Origin of the sequence: Fodinibacter luteus, from assembly GCF_039541575.1 — a bacterium.
Lineage (GTDB): Bacteria > Actinomycetota > Actinomycetes > Actinomycetales > Dermatophilaceae > Fodinibacter > Fodinibacter luteus.
On record NZ_BAABGM010000007.1, the window covers coordinates 1 to 19881 of the forward strand.

Sequence of the window (19881 nt, forward strand, 5' to 3'; positions counted from 1 at the left end):
GGACGCCGCGACCGCGTGGGCGGCGATCGACCGCCTGGCCCACGACTACGTCGCCCAGGGAGCGTGTGCGAACGTCGAGCAGGCCCGCGGCCAGGCCCTGACCGACCTGGTCACCGGCAACGCCACGGTCGAGGTCCAGGTGATGCTGACCGTACCCGCCGACGCCGTCCCCACCGACCCGGTGCCCACCGACCCGGCGCCCACCGACCCGGCGCCCACCGACCCGGCCGACCCTGCGCGGACGCCGGGCGGTACCTGCCGACACGACGGCGGGGTCGGCAAGGCTGACCCGCCTCCTCAGGGCGGTGCTGTCGCGGACGGGGGCGGCGGTCCTGACGGAGGCGTCGCGTCCGAGGCCGGGTCGCAGGTTTCGGCGTCGGCTGGCGAGGACACTCACTGGGCTGAACGCGCCGAGTCGCGCGCGACACGCTCGAACTCGCCTGCTGATTCCGCAGCCGCGGGGCCGCCGGGCGTGCAGAGGGCTCGCGCGACGGATGGTTGCGAAGCGGTGCGTGGGCAGGACCTGGTGCAGGTGCAGGGGTGCCGCCCCTCGGAGCCGTTGCTGGTGCCCCGGGCCTGGCTGCTGGACCACCTGGCACGCGGATCCTCCAGGGCGCAGCCAGGACACCGGCACCGGCGCCGGCGACGCCGCGACGGCACGCCCGACCGGGCCGGGCCCACGTCGACCGCCCCGTGCTCGACCGCCCCGTGCTCGACCGCCCCGGTGCCGGCCCCGGTGATCGAGCCGAGGGTGGTGCCGTGCGACCCGGTGTCCGGGGCCCGGGTCGACCCCGGGCAGGACCTGGCCAGCGGCGCCTACCGGCCCAGCCCGGCGCTGGCGGCGCTGGTGCGCGCCCGCGACGGGCGGTGCCGCTTCCCCGGGTGCGCGGTCGCGGCCCGGTTCTGCGACCTGGACCACGCCCGCGCCTGGCCGGGCGGGCCGACCACCGCCGAGAACCTGATGGTGCTGTGCCGTCGCCATCACCGGGTCAAGCAGACCCCTGGGTGGGTGGTGCGCCTGCACCCCGACGCCACCACCACCTGGACCGACCCCACCGGTATGGTGCGCACCACCCACCCCCTGGACGCCCTGGCCGTGCTGGTCCTGCGCCACGACGACCACGACAGCACCGCAGGGTTCGCCCGGGCCACCGGGAACCCCGGGACCGGCCACAGCCACAGCCACAGCGGCAGCCACAGCGGCAGCGGGCGGGCCGCCGGCCACGTCAACGGCCAGCGGGCCGCCGGCGACGGTGCGGTGCTCGCCGGGGCGTGGAGTGCCCTGCAGACCCACCTCGAGCTGGCCCTGGAGCACCACCCACCACCGCCGCACTCCTTCACCGTGCGCCCGACCCACCCACGTCGCACCAGCACCGTCCTGCGCGCCGCCCTGGCCCGACGCCGCGCACGCACCCGGTTCCCCGACGAACCCCCGTTCTGATCCGAGGCGTCCGTCTGAGCCGACGTGTCCGGCGGTGTCGCAGGGAGGCGCGCGGCATCCGGACGCCGTCGATACGATCGAGCGGGGCGCGGTCACGTGACCGGCTCCGCCCCGCCGCGGCGGGCCCGGCACGTCCGGGGCGCCCCGACCGCGGCACCGCTCGAGAACCTCGGAGAACGCCATGGCACGCCCCACAGAGCTCTCGACCTCGCTGGCCTTCACCGGGCTGCTCGAGAGCCTCCCGGTCACGTCGTCGTCGACGACCTCGCGGGTCGTCGTCAACAACCCGGCGTTGCGCGTCGTCGTCTTCGCCTTCGACGAGGGCGAGCTGCTCACCGAGCACTCCTCGCCCCGGGCCGTCGTCGTCCACCTCCTCGACGGCGCGATCCGCTTCACGGTGGGGGACGACGAGCACACCATGGCACCGGGGGACGTCCTCTACCTCGCCCCTGGGGAGCGCCATGCCCTCGTCGCCGACGCGCCGAGCCGGCTCAGCCTCGTCATGGTCGACGTCGACGAGACCGCCGCGGCGCCCGCCGGCGCCGACTGATCGACCGGGTGGCGACGCCGGCCGGCTCACCGGCCGGCTCGCCGGGTCGCGGGCACGGCGGCCAGCATGTGGACGCACCGTAGGCCGGGACCGCCATGTCGTGCCATGGTGGTCCCGTGATGCTCCTTGTGGCGACAGCCACGATCATTATCGGCTAGCGCGACGAGACCTCCTCGTCGCGCAGACCTCCCACACCCGGGGGGTCTTTTGCTTGTCGGGAGCGTCGCGGGCGGCGTGACCGGCAGCAGGTGTCCGTCGCCCCCACCCCGGGCGTCGTGACCGCAGCGCTGGCGCGAGAATGGACCCGAGCACCACACGTCAACGCCCCGGCCCTTCCACGGGCCGGGGCACACGACGCCGGGCGACCGGCAGACCGATCCGGGTGACCATCGATGACCGACCTCCACGTCTACGACACGACGCTGCGCGACGGCGCCCAGCAGGAGGGGCTCAACCTCTCCGTGGCCGACAAGCTCGCCATCGCGTCCCACCTCGACGAGCTCGGTGTCGGCTACATCGAGGGCGGCTGGCCCGGCGCCAACCCCAAGGACACCGAGTTCTTCGCCCGAGCCGCCACCGACCTGCGCCTGCGCAACGCCACGCTCGCTGCGTTCGGCGCCACCCGCCGGGCCGGTGGCCGTGCCGACACCGACCCGCTCGTGGCGGCGCTCCTCGCGAGCGGCGCCCCGGTCATCACCCTCGTCGCGAAGTCGCACACCGGGCACGTCGAGCGGGCCCTGCGCACCACCCTCGAGGAGAACCTCGAGATGATCCGGGACACCGTGTCCTTCCTGCGCGCCGAGGGGCGCCGGGTCTTCCTCGACGCCGAGCACTTCTTCGACGGCTACACCACGGACCGCGACTACGCCCTCGAGGCCGTGCGCGTCGCGGCCGAGGCGGGCGCCGAGGTCATCGCGCTGTGCGACACCAACGGCGGGATGCTCCCCGACCGGGTCGCCGACGTCGTGCACGACGTCGTCGGGGCGACGGGGGCCCGGATCGGCATCCACTGCCACAACGACACGGGTTGCGCGGTCGCCAACTCGATGGCCGCGGTCGCCGCCGGCGCCACCCACGTCCAGGGCACGGTCAACGGCTACGGCGAGCGCACCGGCAACGCCGACCTGCTCACCGTCGTCGCGAACCTCCAGCTCAAGAAGGGCATCGAGCTGCTCGAACCGCACCGGCTCCAGGAGTCGACCCGCATCGCGCACGCCATCGCCGAGGTCACGAACGTGCCCCCGTACTCGCGCCAGCCCTACGTCGGGTCGAGCGCCTTCGCGCACAAGGCCGGGCTGCACGCGAGCGCCATCAAGGTCGACCCCGACCTCTACCAGCACATGGACCCCAAGCACGTCGGCAACGACATGCGCATGCTCGTCTCCGACATGGCGGGTCGCGCGTCGATCGAGCTGAAGTCCCGCGAGCTCGGCTTCGACCTCGACCCCGGAGACGAGAACGACCGCGCCACCCTGGCCCGCGTGCTGCGCTCGGTCAAGGAGAAGGAGCTGCGCGGCTACACCTTCGACGCCGCCGACGCGAGCTTCGAGCTGCTCCTGCGCCGCGACATCGACGGGGCGCTCCCCGACTTCTTCGACGTCGAGTCCTGGCGGGTCATCACCGACGCCCGCGGTGACGACGACGCCCTCTCCGAGGCGACCGTCAAGGTCCGGGCCGCCGGGGAGCGCGTCGTGCAGACCGGCGAGGGCAACGGGCCGGTCAACGCCCTCGACCACGCGCTGCGGCTCGCGCTGTCGTCGGCCTACCCCGAGATCAGCCACCTCGAGCTCATCGACTACAAGGTGCGCATCCTCGACGCCGCCCACGGCACCGACGCCGTGACCCGCGTGCTCATCGAGACCTCCGACGGCACGACGTCGTGGACGACGATCGGTGTCGCGGCGAACATCCTCGAGGCCAGCTGGGACGCCCTCGTCGAGTCGATGACCTACGGGCTCGTGCGGGCCGGGGTCGCCCCCCGCTGACGACGCCCCCCGCGAAGTCAGGAGCACTCCGCGGGCTCCGGGCCGGGTACGGCCCTGACCGGGCGGAGTGCTCCTGACTCCGCATGGAGGTCGGGGTGGCCGCGCGGGGTGCCGGCCGTCGCGCCGGCTGGTCGGCCGGTCGCCACGGCGTCGAGCACGGCCAGCAGCCGGTGCCGCAGCGCGTTGGACCGCTCGGCGAAGTCGCGCTGCCGCTCCACGTAGGCCGTCTTCCCCTCGGGGGTCTCGACCGGCACCGGGTCGTAGCCGAGCTCGCGCAGGTCGTAGGGCGACGCCTGCATGTCGAGCACCCGGATCTCGCGGGCCAGGTCGAACGCGTCGGCGACGAGGTCGCTCGGCACGAGCGGGGTCAGCTTGAAGGCCCACTTGTAGACGTCCATGCCGGCGTGGAGGCAGCCGGGCTGCTCCATCGCGACCTGGCTGTCGCGGGTGGGGCGCAGCGCGTTGCGCGGCCGGGCCGAGTCGGTGAAGAACCGGTAGGCGTCGAAGTGGGAGCAACGGATGCCGTGCTCCTCCACCACCGCGTCGGTGCCCGCCCTGCCCAGCCGCAGGGCCCATCCGGCGTGCCGCACGTCGCCGGCCGGGAGGCCGTGCACCATCGCCCACTCGTGCAGCCCGAAGCAGCCGAGCCGTGGCTGCCGGGCTGCGGTGGCGGAGACGAGGTCGCGGACGAACGCCACGGCATCCCCCCGCGCGGCGAGGAACGCCTGGACGTCGAGCTCGACGGCGTTCCCGACGACGCGGTAGTGCGTCCAGGCGCCCCGGGGGAGTCCCGCCGCCTCGGCGAGGGCGACACCCGGGCCGGGGTGCCAGCGCCGCAGGCGGGCCGGCGAGTTGCCGTAGTAGCGGAACAGGAAGTCCTCGACCGGGTGGCTGCGCCCGCCCGAGCGGCGCTCGCGGTGCGCGGCGGTGGCGGCGTCGACCCGCTGCTCGTGCGCGGCCTCCCGGGCCCGCCACATGTGGACGGGGAGCACGCGAGTGGTCACGTGTCCACGCTACCGATGTGCGGCGCACCCTCCACCACCTCCGGAGCGCCCCGGCCGGACCTCTGCCGCGGGGGAACCCGCGGGGGGTCGCCGCTCGCTGAGGGAGAGGATGGTGGCCACCCCCGAGACCATGAGGACCCCATGACGCGCTCGACCCTCCCGACCATCGCCGTGGCGGCCGCCCTGGCGCTCGCTCTCTCGGCCTGCGGCGCAGATGCCGAGCCCGCCGTGACGAGCGCCGCGCCGCCGAGCGCCGGGAGCACCCCGCCCTCGCCGAGCCCCACGGCATCGGATGCCGGGGGTCCGGGCGGCCTGTACGTCGCGCTCGGTGACTCGCTCGCCGCCGGGTACCAGCCGGGGGGCGGCGAGCTGCGCGACACGGCCTACCCCGCGCTCGCCGCCGACCGCCTAGCCGGCGACGGCGCCGAGCTGACCCTGGAGAACCTCGGCTGCTCGGGTGAGACGACGACCTCGCTCCTCGAGGGCGGCAAGTGCGAGTTCGACGAGGGGTCGCAGATCGAGCAGGCCGAGGCCGTGCTCGAGGGGGCGGGGGGCGACGTCGCGCTCGTGACGATCGACATCGGCGGCAACGACCTCCTCGCCTGCGTGCGGGGCGGTGCGAGCATCGACGCCGCGTGCGTGGAGAAGGGCGTCGCGACGGTGGGGCGCAACCTGCCGACCATCCTCGACCGCCTCACCGCGGCGGCCGGCGACGGCGTGCCCGTCCTCGTCCTCGGCTACTACAACCCCTGGGTCGCCGCCCAGACCCTCGACCAGCCGGTCGCGGGCGTCGAGGAGGCGTCCGACGCGTACGCCGAGCTGAGCGCGACGATCGAGCGGGCCGCGAAGGAGGCCGGAGCGACCTTCGTCGGCCTCGACGAGGCGTTCGCGACCGACGACACGACCCCCACCGAGATCGGGGGCCGCACCGTCCCCGAGAACGCCGCCCGGGTGTGCACGCTGACCAACCTGTGCACCGCCCGCGACATCCACTTCTCCGACGAGGGGGCGGCGACCGTCGCCCGGGTCCTCGCCGAGGCCGCCGTCGACGCCGGGGTGACCGCGGCTCCCTGAGGCGGCGACCTCGTGGCCTGGCGGAGGCCGCGGTGGCACAGGGAGCACCTCGGCTAACCCACGCCGGCGGCTGCTTCCTCGGGACATGCCCGCGCTGCCGACGACGCAGGAGTCGCTCGAGCTCGTCGCCGAGCGCGCGGTCGCCGAGCAGCTGCAGGTCGTGCGTGGCCTGCTCGAGCTCGCGAGCACCGCCCCGGCAGCCGAGGTGGTGACCCTGCCCGAGCCCTGGGTGTGGACTCGCGATCCCACCCACGTCGTCGCCGCCCTGATGGGCGGCAGGGACCCGGTCGACCTGACGCCCGTGCGGCGGTCCGGGTGCACCGCACGCCGCAGGGCGGGCTCACGACGAGCTCGTGCCGACCCCGCCCGTACGCTGGCCCCCATGCGCATCGCGAGGTTCACGACGGGTGACGACCCGGCCTACGGGCTCGTCGACGGGGCGGGCGAGAAGATCGCCGAGATCACCGGCGACCCCCTCTACCAGCGGATCGAGCTCACCGGCGCCGTCCACGACGTCGACGACGTCCGCCTCCTCGCCCCGGTCATCCCACGGAGCAAGGTCATCGGCATCGGGCGCAACTACGCCGACCACGCGGCCGAGATGGGCGGCGAGGCGCCGGCGACCCCGCTCATGTTCCTCGTGCCCAACACCGCCGTGGTCGGCCCCGGTGACCCCGTCGTCATGCCACCCCAGACCCGAGAGGTGGGCTTCGAGGGCGAGCTCGCCGTGGTCATCGGGCGGCTCTGCAAGGACGTCGGGGCGCAGCACGCGCTCGGCTTCGTCTTCGGCTACACCGTCGCGAACGACGTCACGGCGCGCGACCTGCAGCGCACCGACGGCCAGTGGGCCCGGGCGAAGGGCTTCGACACCTTCTGTCCCCTCGGGCCGTGGATCGAGACCGACCTCGACCCGGCGGCCCAGCGCATCGTCACCCGGGTCGACGGCGAGGTCGTCCAGGACGGGTCGACGGCCGACATGGTCCACGACACGGCGACCCTCGTCGCGTTCGCCTCGGCGGCGTTCACCCTCCTGCCGGGCGACGTCATCCTCACCGGGACCCCGGCCGGGGTGGGCCTCGTCGACGCCGGGCAGCGCGTCGAGGTCGAGGTCGACGGCATCGGCGTGCTCAGCAACCCCTTCGTGCGTCACTAGGCTGGCTCACCATGAGCCAGTCCACGCACGCCGGCCGTCACGCGGGACTGCCCGGTGACCCCCCGGCGACTCCGTCCACGACGGGCGGCACCGACACCCGGGGAGCGAGCAGCCCGTGACAGAGACCTCCGCCCCGGCGCCCGACGGCGCGCTCCCCGGAGCGGTCCGACTGCGGGTGGCCCCCTCGCCGACCGGCGACCCGCACGTCGGCACCGCCTACATGTCCCTGTTCAACCTGGCCTTCGCGCGCCAGCAGGGCGGCCGCTTCATCCTGCGCATCGAGGACACCGACCGGGCCCGGTTCCGCGAGGACTCGGAGCAGCAGGTCTTCGACACCCTGCGCTGGCTCGGGCTCACGTGGGACGAGGGGCCCGACGTCGGCGGCCCCTGCGAGCCCTACCGCCAGAGCGAGCGCCTCGGCACCTACCGGCCGTACGTCGACCGGCTGCTCGCCGAGGGTCGGGCGTACCGGTGCTGGTGCTCCACCGCGCGGCTGGCCGAGATGCGCGAGGAGCAGCAGCGCAGCAAGCAGCCCACCGGCTACGACCGCCTCTGCCTCGGCGCGACGGAGGACGAGCGCCGGCGGCTCCCGGGCTTCAGCGAGACCCCGGTCGTGCGGATGCTCGTACCCGACGACGTCGAGCTCGGGTTCGACGACCTCATCCGAGGTCGGGTCCTCGCGCCCCGGCCCGACGACCAGGTCATCCTCAAGGCCGACGGCTTCCCTACCTACCACCTCGCCGTCGTCGTCGACGACCACGAGATGGGCGTGACCCACGTCGTGCGGGGCGAGGAGTGGATCTCCTCGACACCCAAGCACGTGCTCCTCTACCGGTGGCTCGGGCTCGAGCCCCCGCGCTTCGCGCACATGCCGCTGCTGCGCAACGCCGACAAGTCGAAGATCTCCAAGCGCAAGAACCCCGCCGCCCGCCTCACGTGGTTCCGGGAGCAGGGCTACCTGCCCGAGGCGCTCGTCAACTTCCTCGCGCTGCTCGCCTACCCGCCGGCCGAGGGGGCTGAGGGCGAGGACGTCGAGGTGTTCACCTTCGAGGAGTTCTCCGCGCGCTTCGACTGGTCCGACGTCAACCCCGTGGGGCCGATCTTCGACCTCAAGAAGCTCGACTGGCTCAACGGCGTGCACATCCGCGCCCTCGACCCCGGCGACTTCACCTCGCGCCTGCTGCCGTTCCTCCAGGCCGACGGCGTGCTCCCCGCCGACCCCTCGCTCGGCGAGCTCGCCCGGCTGCGCTCGGTGGCCGAGCTCATCCAGACCAGGATCGGCCACCTCACCGAGGCGAGCGCCCTCGTCGGGCCGTTCTTCGTCGCCGACGACGCGGTCGAGGTCGCGCCCGACGCCCGGGCGCAGCTCACCGACGACGCCGCGGTGGTGCTCGACGCCGCGACCGCGGCCCTCGACGGCCTGCCCGACGAGCACACCGGCATCCTCGGCTCCGACCCCTCATGGACCGCCCCGGCGATCGAGGTGGCGCTGCGCGACGCCGTCGTCACCGGCCTGGGCATCAAGCCGAAGTTCGCGTTCGGGCCGCTTCGGACCGCGGTGTCGGGGGCCCGGGTGTCTCCGCCGCTCTTCGAGTCGATGGAGATCCTGGGCAAGGCGTCGACGCTGGCCAGGCTGCGCGCCCTGCGGGCGTCGTTGTGACGGGGGGCCGGCCGGTCGCCGATTTGGGCGGGGCCGAGGCCGGCCGGTAACATCACTGTTCGGTTCGCCCGATGTCAGGCTGTCTCGGCCTAACTGAAGGCATACCCCATGGGGTATGGTGTAATTGGCAACACTGGTGATTCTGGTTCATCCGTTCTAGGTTCGAGTCCTGGTACCCCAGCTCTCGTCCCCGGCCCGCGCGCCGGGGACGATTCGGAGAAAGCCCCTCCTTTCGGTAAGGTTCTTCTCCGTTGCCCGGCCGCGTGACGCGGTGGGGCACCGGCCACGGCCCCGTTGTGTAGTGGCCTAGCACGCCGCCCTCTCAAGGCGGTAGCGCGGGTTCGAATCCCGTCGGGGCTACCCCAGCGCGAAGGCCCGGTCCATGCGGACCGGGCCTTCGCCGTGCCCGGCCGTCACGCAGCCACGACCCCCCTCCGAACCGGCCGATGTCACAGCCCTCTCGCAGGCCGTTCGCAGCGGGGTGCGCGAGGTGGTCACCTCGGACGACCACACCGCGGGGCTCGGCGGCTCGTCGGCCCAGGGGCGGCCTGGAGCTCGGCGGGGGCCCGAGGCCGGCGACTCCGTCCGACCCGGCGGTCAGGCTCCTTCGCGCAGGGCGGACGCCCAGCCGCACACCCGCGCGTCGATCTCGGGGTCGCCGGTGGCCGCGTGGACGAGCCAGGCGTCGGCGAGGTCGGCGGCCACCGGCCACCGGTTCTCCCACGTGACGAGGCGCTCCGCAAGCAGGTCGAAGACGTCGTCGCACAGTGCCGGGGCGAACACCGCCACCGGGGTCGCGGCCCGGGTCAGCGCGGCGGCGCGGCGCGCCGCGAGGGGGCCTCCCCCGACGACGATGGCGCGCCGGCCCGGCCGGGGGAACCCGAGCAGCCGGGTCCGGTCCCGGGCGATGCGCTGGGCGGTGGTGAGGGACATGGGCGACCTCCTCGCGCGGCTGACCAGTGGTGCACCGCACGATGCCGACCCGGTGTTGCCGTCGCCCACCCCCTGTGTGACATCCGTGTTGCATCTCCCTCGCCCGAGGGCACCGCGCCCACGTCCCGCGCCGCGTGCTCGGCCCGGCCGCGCGGGTGGTGCCATGAGCGCGGATGCTGGGTCAGGCGTTGTTCTGGGCCTCCTGCTGGGCGGCGTGGCGGGCGAGCACCTCGGTGAGCTTGTTCGCACCGGCGATGACCGTGGCCGCGTGCAGCCGGCCCGGCTGTCGCGAGAGCCGCTCGATCGGACCCGAGATCGACACGGCCGCGATGACCCGACCGGACGGGGAGCGGACCGGGGCAGACACCGACGCGACGCCGGGCTCGCGCTCACCGACGCTCTGCGCCCACCCGCGGCGTCGCACGCCCGAGAGTGCGGTGGCGGTGAAGGCCGCCCCCTGCAGGCCCCGGTGGAGGCGGTCGGGCTCCTCCCAGGCGAGGAGGACCTGGGCGGCCGAGCCGGCCCGCATCGACAGCGCCGCACCGACGGGGATCGAGTCGCGCAGCCCGACCGGGCGCTCCGCGGCCGAGACGCACACCCGGTGCTCGCCCTGCCGGCGGAAGAGCTGGGCGCTCTCGTTCGTGTGGTCGCGCAGGGCACCGAGCACCGGTCCCGCGGCCGCGAGGAGGCGGTCCTCGCCGGCCGCGGCGGCCAGCTCGCCGAGCCGCGGGCCGAGGACGAAGCGGCCCTGGAGGTCGCGGGTCACGAGGCGGTGGTGCTCGAGGGCGACCGCGAGCCGGTGGGCGGTCGGTCGGGCCAGGCCGGTCGCGGTCACGAGCTGCGCGAGCGTCGACGGGCCGGCCTCGAGGGCACTGAGGACGATCGCCGCCTTGTCGAGGACGCCGACCCCGCTAGTGTTGTCCATGTCTTGATATTAGCGTCTCAGTGCCTGAGACGCACGTCCAGCTCCAACCGGCCCGTGCGAATCTCGGGAGACAGCGACGACGCCCACCGGGCGTCCGCGTGCGTCGAAGTCGTGTGACCGCCGTCCGGCGGTCCGTCGTGGAGGTGGAGCAATGGCCGCAACGCTGGCCGAGAAGGTGTGGGAGTCCCACGTGGTGCGCCGCGGGGAGGGGGAGCCCGACCTGCTCTACATCGACCTCCACCTGCTCCACGAGGTGACCAGCCCACAGGCCTTCGACGGGCTGCGCCTCACCGGCCGCGGCGTCCGGCGCACCGACCTCACGCTCGCGACCGAGGACCACAACGTCCCGACGACACCGGGGCCGATCACCGACCCGGTGAGCCGCACCCAGGTCGAGACGCTGCGCCGCAACTGCGAGGAGTTCGGCGTCACGATCTACCCGATGGGGGACGCCGAGCAGGGCATCGTCCACGTCGTCGGGCCCCAGCTCGGCCTGACCCAGCCGGGCATGACGATCGTCTGCGGTGACAGCCACACCTCGACGCACGGCGCGTTCGGGGCGCTCGCCTTCGGTATCGGCACCTCAGAGGTCGAGCACGTCCTCGCGACGCAGACCCTGCCGCTCAAGCCGTTCCGCACCATGGCGATCACCGTCGAGGGTGAGCTCGCCGACGGGGTCACGGCCAAGGACATCGTGCTCGCCGTCATCGCCCGGATCGGCACCGGTGGCGGCCAGGGCTACGTGCTCGAGTACCGCGGCAGCGCGATCCGTGCGCTCTCCATGGAGTCCCGGATGACGGTGTGCAACATGTCGATCGAGGCCGGCGCCCGGGCCGGCATGATCGCCCCGGACGAGACGACCTTCGAGTACCTGCGTGGCCGGGACCACGCCCCGACCGGCGTCGACTGGGACGCCGCCGTCGAGGCGTGGAGCCTGCTGCGCAGCGACGACGACGCCGAGTTCGACGAGGAGGTCGTCGTCGACGCCTCGCAGCTCACCCCGTTCGTCACCTGGGGGACCAACCCCGGCCAGGGTGCGCCGCTCGGCACGGCCGTTCCCGACCCCGAGCTCATGCCCGACGAGAACGACAAGGCCGCCGCGCGCCGGGCCCTGGAGTACATGGGGCTCCAGCCCGGCACGCCGTTGCGCGAGGTGCACGTCGACACCGTCTTCCTCGGCTCCTGCACGAACGGGCGGATCGAGGACCTGCGGGCGGCCGCCGACGTCATCAAGGGCCGCCGGGTGGCCGAGGGCGTGCGCATGCTCGTCGTGCCCGGGTCGGCGCGGGTGCGCCTGCAGGCCGAGAGCGAGGGCCTGCACGAGGTCTTCGCCGCTGCGGGTGCCGAGTGGCGCCTGCCCGGGTGCTCGATGTGCCTCGGGATGAACCCCGACCAGCTCGCCCCGGGGGAGCGCAGCGCATCGACGTCGAACCGCAACTTCGAGGGGCGCCAGGGCAAGGGCGGGCGCACCCACCTCGTCAGCCCGCTCGTGGCCGCCGCCACCGCCGTGCGTGGCACGCTGTCGAGCCCTGCCGATCTCGATCCCGTGAGCGAGGGGAGCCACTGATGGACGCCTTCACGACCCACACCGGGATCGGTGTACCGCTGCGGCGGAGCAACGTCGACACCGACCAGATCATCCCGGCCGTCTACCTCAAGCGGGTCACCCGCACCGGGTTCGAGGACGGGTTGTTCGCCGCGTGGCGAGGGGACGAGACCTTCGTGCTCAACGACCCGGGCTACAGCGCCGGCTCGGTGCTCGTCGCCGGCCCCGACTTCGGCACGGGGTCCTCGCGCGAGCACGCCGTGTGGGCGCTCATGGACTACGGCTTCCGGGTCGTCATCTCCTCGCGCTTCGCCGACATCTTCCGCGGCAACAGCGGGAAGCAGGGGCTGCTCACCGCGCAGTGCAGCCAGGACGACGTCGAGCTGCTCTGGAAGCTGCTCGAGAACCACCCGGGAACGTCGGTGACCGTCGACCTGCGCTCCCGGACCGTGACGGCCGGGGACCTCGTCGCACCGTTCGAGGTCGACGACTACACGCGTTGGCGGTTGCTCGAGGGCCTCGACGACATCAGCCTCACCCTGCGCCACGAGAGCGGCATCACGGCGTTCGAGGGCTCGCGCCCCAGCTGGAAGCCGACGGTCACGGCCTGAGAGCAGCTGGGCGCGGCTGTCCCGCAACGGTTTCGGAGGCTGCCGCCGCCGCCGGCACGGCATCCGGTGTGTGACGGGTGGGACGGTTGTGACGTGCGACCACCGTGATGAGCCGGTGATTTGGTTGCGGGACAGCGCAAAACACGCCGCCGTTGTGGTGGACGGCGCGCGCGCCCGGGCATAGCGTCGGACCAGGCCCGGTGACTCGCCGGCCGCGACAACGCCGTCGGGTGTCCCCGGCGCCCTCACGAGTGGGAGTGGATCCACGGTGAACAAGGCAGATCTCGTCAAGGAGCTCGAGAAGCGACTCGGCAGCCGCAAGGCCGCCGTCGAGGCCGTCGAGGCGGTGTTCGACACGATCGTGAGGGAGATCGCCCGGGGTGGGAAGGTCTCGATCACCGGGTTCGGGACCTTCGACCGGGTCGAGCGGGCGGCGCGCACCGGACGCAACCCGCACACCGGCACCTCGGTGCGCATCCCCAAGGCCAAGGCGCCCCGCTTCCGGGCCGGGACGTCGTTCAAGGCGTACGTCAAGAAGCCGAGCAGCCTGCCGAAGTCCGCGCCGGCCACCGGCCGTGCCGCCGCGGGGGCAGCGGCCGCAGCGGCAGCCGCACCCGTCAAGGCCGCGGCCCGCGCGGCCGACGCGGCGGCGGGCACGGCCCGGGGCGCGGCGAAGGCGGTGGCCGCGACGACCGCCGCCACCGCCCGCAAGGCGGCGGAGACGACGAAGGCGGTGGCCGACCTGGCGACCGCGCCGGCGAAGGCGGCCGTCACCAAGGCACCCGCGAAGGCGGCATCCACGAAGGCCGCCGCGGCGAAGGCCCCGGCCAGGGCGGCGACGGCGACGAGGAAGGCGGCGAAGACCGCCGCGAAGGCGGCGCCGGCGACGTCGGCCCCGAAGAAGGCCGGGGCGAAGAAGACCGCGACGACGTCGACGAAGTCCGCGTCGTCGACCGCGAGGAAGGCACCGTCCAAGGCGGCGACGAAGGCGGCCCCGGCGAAGGCGGCGACGAAGAAGGCCACGACGAAGGCGGCGACGACGACCAACGCGGCGACCCGCAAGGCTCCGGCGAAGGCCGCGGCGACGAAGGCGGCGTCCACGACCGCGTCGAGGACGGCATCCGCGAAGAAGGCCGCGAAGAAGGCCCCGGCGACGAAGGCTTCGGCGAAGAAGGCCCCGGCGAAGAAGTCGGCGACGAAGTCCACGCGCTGACCCGGCGCGGCACCCGCGCGCCAGCTGCCGATGATGCCGTTCCTCAACGTCTTCCGGCGGATCGGCGGCGCCTTCGACGTCGACGACCAGGGCATCCGCTTCTGGCACCCCGGCGGGACGCTGCGCGCCATCGCGCTCGAGACCGACGTGCACCCCGGCTTCATGACCGACTGGCAGCAGCCCCTCGTCGTCGCGCTCACCCAGACGCGGGGGCTGTCGATCATCCACGAGACCGTCTACGAGAACCGGCTCGGGTTCACCGACGCGCTCGTGCGGGCCGGGGCGCAGATCCAGACCTACCGCGAGTGCCTCGGCGGGTCACCGTGCCGCTTCGGTCGGGCCAACTTCCAGCACTCGGCGGTCATCTCGGGCCCGACCCCGCTGCGGGCCGGCGAGATCACGGTCCCCGACCTGCGTGGCGGGTTCAGCTACCTCATCGCCGCGCTCGCCGCCGACGGACGGTCCACGGTGCACGGCATCGACCTCATCTACCGGGGGTACGAGCGCTTCTCCGACAAGCTCGACGCGCTCGGGGCGGCCTACAAGATGCCGTGAGCGCGTTCAGCGCACGTCCTCGCCGGGGCCGATGCCGACGACCCAGACCCGGGTGGCCGCCCGCCCCGTGGCGTCGAGCTCGACGCTGACCCGCTGGCCGACGCGCAGGTGGCGCAGCCCGCTCGCCACGGCCGCCCCCGGGGGCACGACGACCTCGACCCCGTCGTCGAGCAGGGCCGACCCCGAGCCGTCGTCCTCGATGCGGTGGATGCTCGCCTGCACACCGTGAACGGTAGCGCCCGCGAGGGCCCGGGCGGTGTGCGCGCCGAGCCCGATCCGCACCGCGGACGCGAGGGATGCCGCGTCGTCGACGTCGACGCGAAGGCCGGGCAGGTCGAGGAGGAGGCGGGTGTGGCCGAGTCGCTCGTGCGCCACGGCACTGCCCGGGCCGAAGGCGGTGCGCACCGGAGGGGTCGTCGGCAGGGTGAGCAGGGCGGTGCCGTCGTCCTCCGCGTCGGGCACGACGCACGCGGTGTGCGCCGCCGCTGCGCCGAGGGCCGCGCGCACCTCACCGGGCCGGAGCGCCGGGTGGTCCCCGAGCACGACGGCGGCCCGGCCGGCCCCGACGCCGCGCGCCGCGGCCACCCCCGCGGCAACGGCCGCGTCGAGCCCGCCCCCGGGGTCGGGGACCGGGAGGTGACCGGCGCGGGTGACCCACCCCGCCACGCCGGGGTCGGCGCTGACGACGAGGACGGGGGCGCCCGGCATCCCGGCCGCGAGGGCCGCCACCGTGTCGCGCGCGAAGGCGTCGGCGAGGGCCGCCCGGGAGGGGCGCGGGAGCCGGAGGCGGCTCTTCGCGAGAGGTCCGCCCTTGACCGGGACGACGACGGCCCACTCCGGCTCGGGTGCGCGCACGCCCCGATCCTGCCAACACGTCGCGCCGCGCTCGACATCGCCCCGTGGGCGGACCACAATGCCTTGACCCGCCCCCACGGAAGGCAGCGCGTGACGACCCCCACGGACCACTCCAGGCCCCTCGCCTACCGCTTCGCCGTCGCCGTGCTCCGCCCGCTCTTCATGCTCTTCACGCGGCGGCGCTGGTCGGGGGCCGAGAACCTGCCCCCCGAGGGCGGCTTCGTCGTCGTGACGAACCACTACTCCCACCTCGACGCCCTCGTGTTCGCGCACTACTTCGTCGACCACGGGTACTCGCCCCGGTTCCTCGGCAAGGTCGAGGTGTTCGACGTGCCCGTCGTCGGGTGGATCGTGCGCCAGGCCGACCAGATCCCCGTGTTCCGCGAGTCCGAGCGGGCCTCCGACGCCCTCCGCTCGGCGGTCGCCGCCGTGCGGGCCGGCAAGACCGTCGCGATCTACCCCGAGGGCTCCATCACCCGCGACCCGGGCCTGTGGCCGATGCGGGGCAAGACCGGGGCGGCGCGCGTCGCGCTCGAGACCGGCTGCCCGGTCGTCCCCGTCGCCTCCTGGGGGGCCCACGAGATCGTCCCGCCGTACGGGGGGCGGCTGCGGCTGCTCCCACGCAAGACGGTGACCCTGCAGGCAGGCCCTCCGGTGCCGCTCGACGACCTGCGGGGCCGGCCGATCAGCGCCGAGGTGCTGCGCACGGCCACCGACCGGATCATGGCGGCCCTGACCCACGAGCTCGAGTCGATCCGGGGCGAGCGGGCCCCGGCGACCCGCTTCGACCCCCGCCGCCACCACGTGACCCCCATCGGCAAGCCCCGCCCCCTCGAGGAGGCCTCATGACGAGCGCAGCGGTCTACGGCACCGGCAGCTGGGGGACCGCCTTCGCGTCCGTCCTCGCGGATGCCGGCACGACCGTCACGATGTGGGGTCGCCGTCCCGAGGTCGTGGCACAGATCAACGCGGGCACCAACGACGACTACCTGCCCGAGCTGCGCCTGCCGAGCACGATCCGGGCGACGACCGACCCGGCCGAGGCAGCCGCCGGGGCCGACATCGTCGTCCTCGCCGTGCCGTCGCAGACCCTGCGCGACAACCTCGGCCGGTGGGGGGCGGCGCTGCCCTCGTCCGCCGCGGTCGTCTCGCTCATGAAGGGCGTCGAGCTCGGCACGACGAAGCGGATGTCCGAGGTCATCGCCGAGGTCGGTGGGGTCGAGGCCGAGCGCATCGTCATCGTGTCCGGCCCCAACCTCGCCCGCGAGATCGCCGTGAAGCAGCCCGCGGCATCGGTCGTCGCGTCGTCGAGCCCCGCGATGGCCGAGCTCGTCGCGGCGGCGTGCGCGGCCCCGTACTTCCGGCCCTACACGGGCACCGACGTCGTCGGCACCGAGATCTGCGGAGCGGTGAAGAACGTCATCGCCCTCGCCGTCGGGATGGCGGAGGGGCTCGGGATGGGTGACAACTCCAAGGCGTCGATCATCACCCGCGGTCTCGCCGAGACGATGCGACTCGGCCTGGCGCTCGGCGGCGAGGCGGCGACCTTCGCCGGGCTCGCCGGGGTGGGCGACCTCATCGCGACGTGCATGTCGCCGCTGTCGCGCAACCACTCCTTCGGGGTCCGCCTCGGCCAGGGGATGGCCGTCTCCGAGGTCATCGCCGTGACCCGGCAGACGGCCGAGGGTGTGAAGTCGTGCACGTCGATCCTCGAGCTCGCCCGCAAGAACGACGTCGACGTGCCGATCATCGAGCAGGTCGACGCGATGATCCAGCACGACCGCACGGCGCAGGAGGTCGTCTCGGCGCTGCTCTCGCGGCCCCGCAAGGCCGAGACCGCCTGACCCCGCGCCGGGGCCCTCCCGCTCCCGTTCCCGGCCCCGCCCTCGGCCTCGGGTGCGGAGATGGCGGCCCGGGCGACCACGTGAGCACCCGAGGCGAGGAGTCCCGCGAGGAAGCCGGTGACCGGTCAGGCTCGGTCGAGGGCCCGGGCGAGGTCGCGCCAGAGGTCGTCGACGTCCTCGATGCCGACCGAGAGCCGCACGAGGTTGTCGGGCACCTGCGGCGGCTCGCTCGGGATCCGCCGGCGCCGCTCGAGCTGGCTCTCGACGCCGCCGAGGCTCGTCGAGTGCACCCACAGGCGGGTCGCGGCGCACACCCGTTCGGCGGCCTCGGCGCCCCCGGCCACCTCGATCGAGACGATGCCGCCCCAGCCGGGGTGGCGCACCCGCGCGACCGCCGGGTGGCTCGCGAGCCGGTCCGCGAGCTCGCCGGCGTTCGCCTGGGCCCGCTCGACGCGCAGGTGGAGGGTGCGCAGGCCGCGCAGCGCGAGCCACACCTCCATCGGCCCCGCGACCCCGCCGTGCAGGGTGCGGTGGGTGGTGAGCCGCTCGTGGACGGCCCGCCCGGCATCCGAGCGGGCGGTGACGACCGCGCCGAGCAGCACGTCGCTGTGCCCGGCGAGGTACTTCGTCACGGAGTGGACGACGACGTCGGCGCCGTGCTCGAGGGGCCGCTGGAGCAGCGGGGTCGCGAACGTGTTGTCGACGACCGAGAGCACCCCGCGATCCCGCGCGGCGCCGAGCAGGGTCGGCAGGTCGGCGACCTCGAGGAGGGGGTTCGTCGGTGACTCGAGCCACAGCAGGTCGGCCCCGTCGAGGGCGGCCACGACGGCGGCGGTGTCGGTGACGTCGACGCGCCGCACCGTCGCGGCACCCTCGGCCTCGCGGGCGGCGAGGGTCGCGACGACGCCGTTGTAGGCCGCGTCGGGAGCGACGACCGTCCCTGCATGGGGGAGCAGCGAGAGGGCGGCGGTCACCGCCGCCATCCCGGAGGCGAGCACGAGCGCGTCGCCGCCCTCGAGGTCGCCGAGGGCCTCCTCGAAGGCGCTCCACGTCGGGTTGCCCGACCGAGCGTACACGACGTCGCCGCCCGCGTGGTACGTCGAGCTGAGCACGAGCGGCGCCCCCACCTGCCCGCCCGCGGCGGCCGCCTCGCGCCCGAGCTGGACGACGCGCGTCGCGGGGGAGAGCCGGTCGGGGTCGGGTCCGGGCGGGGTCGTCGTCACGGCGTCAGGCTATGCCGTCGGCCCACCTTCCGGGGGTCCTCGTCCGGCCCGCGGCAGCCGATAGAGTCGCCGACGATGAGCACCGACGAGACCCGCCCCGCCCCTGCGCCCGAGGCGGACGCGCCCCGCCGCACCCGCGTCGCCCTCGTCTTCGGCGGGCGCTCCTCCGAGCACGCCGTGTCGTGCGCGACGGCCGCGAGCGTGCTCGAGGCGCTCGACCGCGACCGCTACGACGTCGTGCCCGTCGGCATCGCCCGCGACGGCCACTGGGTGCTCGCGCCCGACGACCCAGAGGCACTGCGCCTCGCCACCGGCCACGTGCCGGAGGTCGACACCGCGGCGCCCAGCGTCATCCTGCCGACGAGCGCCACCGACCGCACCCTGTCGGTCCACGAGGCCGGGCAGCCGCCGCGCACCCTCGGCGAGGTCGACGTCGTCTTCCCCCTGCTCCACGGGCCGTTCGGCGAGGACGGCACGATCCAGGGCCTGCTCGACCTCGCCGACGTGCGGTACGTCGGGTCGGGTGTCACGGCATCCGCGGCGATGATGGACAAGCACGTCATGAAGGTGCTGCTCGCGGCGTCGGGGCTGCCGATCGGGCCCTACGTCGTCATCACCGACAAGGAGTGGCGCCGCGACCCGGCCGCCGCGATGGATGCCGTGCACGGGCTCTCGTGGCCGGTGTTCGTCAAGCCGGCGCGGGCGGGCTCGAGCATGGGGATCACGAAGGTGTCGGAGCCGCAGGCCCTCGAGGCCGCGATCGAGGCGGCGCGCGAGCACGACCCCAAGGTCGTCGTCGAGGCGGCGGTGTTCGGGCGCGAGATCGAGTGCGGCGTGCTCGAGGGCCGGGGCACCGACCCGACGCGCACGAGCGTCGTCGGCGAGTGCATCGTCGTGCAGAACCACGAGTTCTACGACTTCGACGCGAAGTACCTCGCGGCGGGCGACGTGCGCCTGGACTGCCCCGCCGACGTGCCCGACGCGGTGGCCGACCGGATCCGCGAGATGGCGGCGCTGGCGTTCGACGTCGCGGGGTGTGAAGGGCTCGCGCGGGTCGACTTCTTCCTCACCGACGACGGCGACGTGCTCGTCAACGAGGTCAACACGATGCCGGGGTTCACCCCGAGCTCGATGTACCCGCGGATGTGGGCCGCGAGCGGGATGTCCTATCCCGAGCTCATCGACGAGCTCATCGGGCTCGCGCTCGAACGGCGCACCGGCCTGCGCTGAGCGGGGCCTGCCGACGCCTCCCGGCCCACTTTTCCGCCCCATGAGGGTAGAGCCACCTTCGCAGGGGAAGACAACCCCG

General features: G+C 74.2%; 17 protein-coding genes, 2 tRNA genes and 1 pseudogene. 15 read left to right on the top strand and 5 right to left on the bottom strand.

Annotated features, from left to right (window positions below; translation table 11 throughout):
* The 3 genes from ABD899_RS05000 to cimA all read left to right on the top strand — a co-directional run.
* Window positions 1-1441, top strand: a 1441-nt coding sequence (locus tag ABD899_RS05000) for an HNH endonuclease signature motif containing protein (protein ID WP_487249865.1), incomplete at its 5' end; no start/stop codon positions are given.
* A gap of 181 nt (window positions 1442-1622) precedes the next feature.
* Window positions 1623-1991, top strand: coding sequence for a cupin domain-containing protein (locus ABD899_RS05005; RefSeq protein WP_345203036.1), 369 nt, complete (start codon window positions 1623-1625; stop codon window positions 1989-1991).
* Window positions 1992-2383: 392 nt separating this feature from the next.
* Window positions 2384-3976 (top strand): citramalate synthase, encoded by a 1593-nt coding sequence (gene cimA / locus ABD899_RS05010; RefSeq protein WP_345203038.1) that lies wholly within the window; start codon window positions 2384-2386, stop codon window positions 3974-3976.
* 17 nt (window positions 3977-3993) lie between these two features.
* Here cimA and ABD899_RS05015 read toward each other — a convergent pair whose 3' ends face one another.
* The gene (locus ABD899_RS05015) at window positions 3994-4953 is read right to left on the bottom strand and encodes a 3-methyladenine DNA glycosylase (protein ID WP_345203465.1); all 960 of its coding nucleotides are present in this window, start codon (window positions 4951-4953) and stop codon (window positions 3994-3996) included.
* 168 nt (window positions 4954-5121) lie between these two features.
* On the opposite strand from ABD899_RS05015, the gene ABD899_RS05020 reads away from it, so the two are divergent.
* From ABD899_RS05020 to ABD899_RS05040, 5 genes are all read left to right on the top strand, one after another.
* Entirely contained in the window at window positions 5122-6054 is a 933-nt protein-coding gene (locus tag ABD899_RS05020) for an SGNH/GDSL hydrolase family protein (RefSeq protein ID WP_345203041.1), read from the top strand.
* Between the two features lie 382 nt (window positions 6055-6436).
* Entirely contained in the window at window positions 6437-7207 is a 771-nt protein-coding gene (locus ABD899_RS05025; protein ID WP_345203467.1) for a fumarylacetoacetate hydrolase family protein, read from the top strand.
* 115 nt (window positions 7208-7322) lie between these two features.
* Window positions 7323-8867: a glutamate--tRNA ligase gene (gene gltX / locus ABD899_RS05030; RefSeq protein ID WP_345203044.1), complete on the top strand. Its 1545-nt coding sequence runs from the start codon at window positions 7323-7325 to the stop codon at window positions 8865-8867.
* A 109-nt stretch (window positions 8868-8976) separates the two neighbouring features.
* Window positions 8977-9048 (top strand) — tRNA-Gln (locus ABD899_RS05035).
* 106 nt (window positions 9049-9154) lie between these two features.
* Window positions 9155-9227 (top strand) — tRNA-Glu (locus tag ABD899_RS05040).
* A gap of 237 nt (window positions 9228-9464) precedes the next feature.
* Here the strand turns inward: ABD899_RS05040 and ABD899_RS05045 are convergent.
* Window positions 9465-9800 carry an NAD(P)-dependent oxidoreductase gene (locus tag ABD899_RS05045; protein WP_345203046.1) on the bottom strand — a complete coding sequence of 112 codons (336 nt, stop codon included), beginning with the start codon at window positions 9798-9800 and terminating at the stop codon, window positions 9465-9467.
* Between the two features lie 181 nt (window positions 9801-9981).
* Window positions 9982-10725, bottom strand: a complete 744-nt coding sequence (locus ABD899_RS05050) for an IclR family transcriptional regulator (protein ID WP_345203048.1) — start codon at window positions 10723-10725, stop codon at window positions 9982-9984.
* A 151-nt stretch (window positions 10726-10876) separates the two neighbouring features.
* Between ABD899_RS05050 and leuC the strand changes: the two genes are divergently transcribed.
* From leuC to ABD899_RS05070, 4 genes and pseudogenes are all read left to right on the top strand, one after another.
* A complete protein-coding gene (gene leuC, locus ABD899_RS05055; RefSeq protein WP_345203051.1) occupies window positions 10877-12292 on the top strand; it encodes a 3-isopropylmalate dehydratase large subunit in 1416 nt (471 codons plus the stop codon).
* Window positions 12292-12882 (top strand): 3-isopropylmalate dehydratase small subunit, encoded by a 591-nt coding sequence (leuD, locus tag ABD899_RS05060; protein WP_345203053.1) that lies wholly within the window; start codon window positions 12292-12294, stop codon window positions 12880-12882. Before leuC ends, leuD begins: the two co-directional genes overlap by 1 nt.
* A gap of 268 nt (window positions 12883-13150) precedes the next feature.
* Window positions 13151-14095, top strand: a complete 945-nt coding sequence (locus tag ABD899_RS05065; RefSeq protein WP_345203055.1) for an HU family DNA-binding protein — start codon at window positions 13151-13153, stop codon at window positions 14093-14095.
* A 15-nt stretch (window positions 14096-14110) separates the two neighbouring features.
* Window positions 14111-14650, top strand: a pseudogene (locus ABD899_RS05070) (UDP-N-acetylglucosamine 1-carboxyvinyltransferase); the annotation flags it as partial.
* A gap of 6 nt (window positions 14651-14656) precedes the next feature.
* Here ABD899_RS05070 and cofC read toward each other — a convergent pair.
* On the bottom strand, window positions 14657-15505 hold the full coding sequence (gene cofC / locus ABD899_RS05075; RefSeq protein WP_345203058.1) for a 2-phospho-L-lactate guanylyltransferase: 849 nt from the start codon (window positions 15503-15505) through the stop codon (window positions 14657-14659).
* A gap of 90 nt (window positions 15506-15595) precedes the next feature.
* Here cofC and ABD899_RS05080 point away from each other — a divergent pair, with 90 nt between their 5' ends.
* Window positions 15596-16354 carry a lysophospholipid acyltransferase family protein gene (locus ABD899_RS05080; protein WP_345203060.1) on the top strand — a complete coding sequence of 253 codons (759 nt, stop codon included), beginning with the start codon at window positions 15596-15598 and terminating at the stop codon, window positions 16352-16354.
* Window positions 16351-17349, top strand: a complete 999-nt coding sequence (locus tag ABD899_RS05085; protein ID WP_345203063.1) for an NAD(P)H-dependent glycerol-3-phosphate dehydrogenase — start codon at window positions 16351-16353, stop codon at window positions 17347-17349. Before ABD899_RS05080 ends, ABD899_RS05085 begins: the two co-directional genes overlap by 4 nt.
* A 125-nt stretch (window positions 17350-17474) precedes the next feature.
* Here ABD899_RS05085 and ABD899_RS05090 read toward each other — a convergent pair whose 3' ends face one another.
* Window positions 17475-18572 (bottom strand): trans-sulfuration enzyme family protein, encoded by a 1098-nt coding sequence (locus ABD899_RS05090; protein WP_345203065.1) that lies wholly within the window; start codon window positions 18570-18572, stop codon window positions 17475-17477.
* A 75-nt stretch (window positions 18573-18647) separates the two neighbouring features.
* Between ABD899_RS05090 and ABD899_RS05095 the strand changes: the two genes are divergently transcribed.
* On the top strand, window positions 18648-19802 hold the full coding sequence (locus ABD899_RS05095) for a D-alanine--D-alanine ligase family protein (protein WP_345203068.1): 1155 nt from the start codon (window positions 18648-18650) through the stop codon (window positions 19800-19802).
* The last annotated feature ends 79 nt before the right edge of the window (window positions 19803-19881 follow it).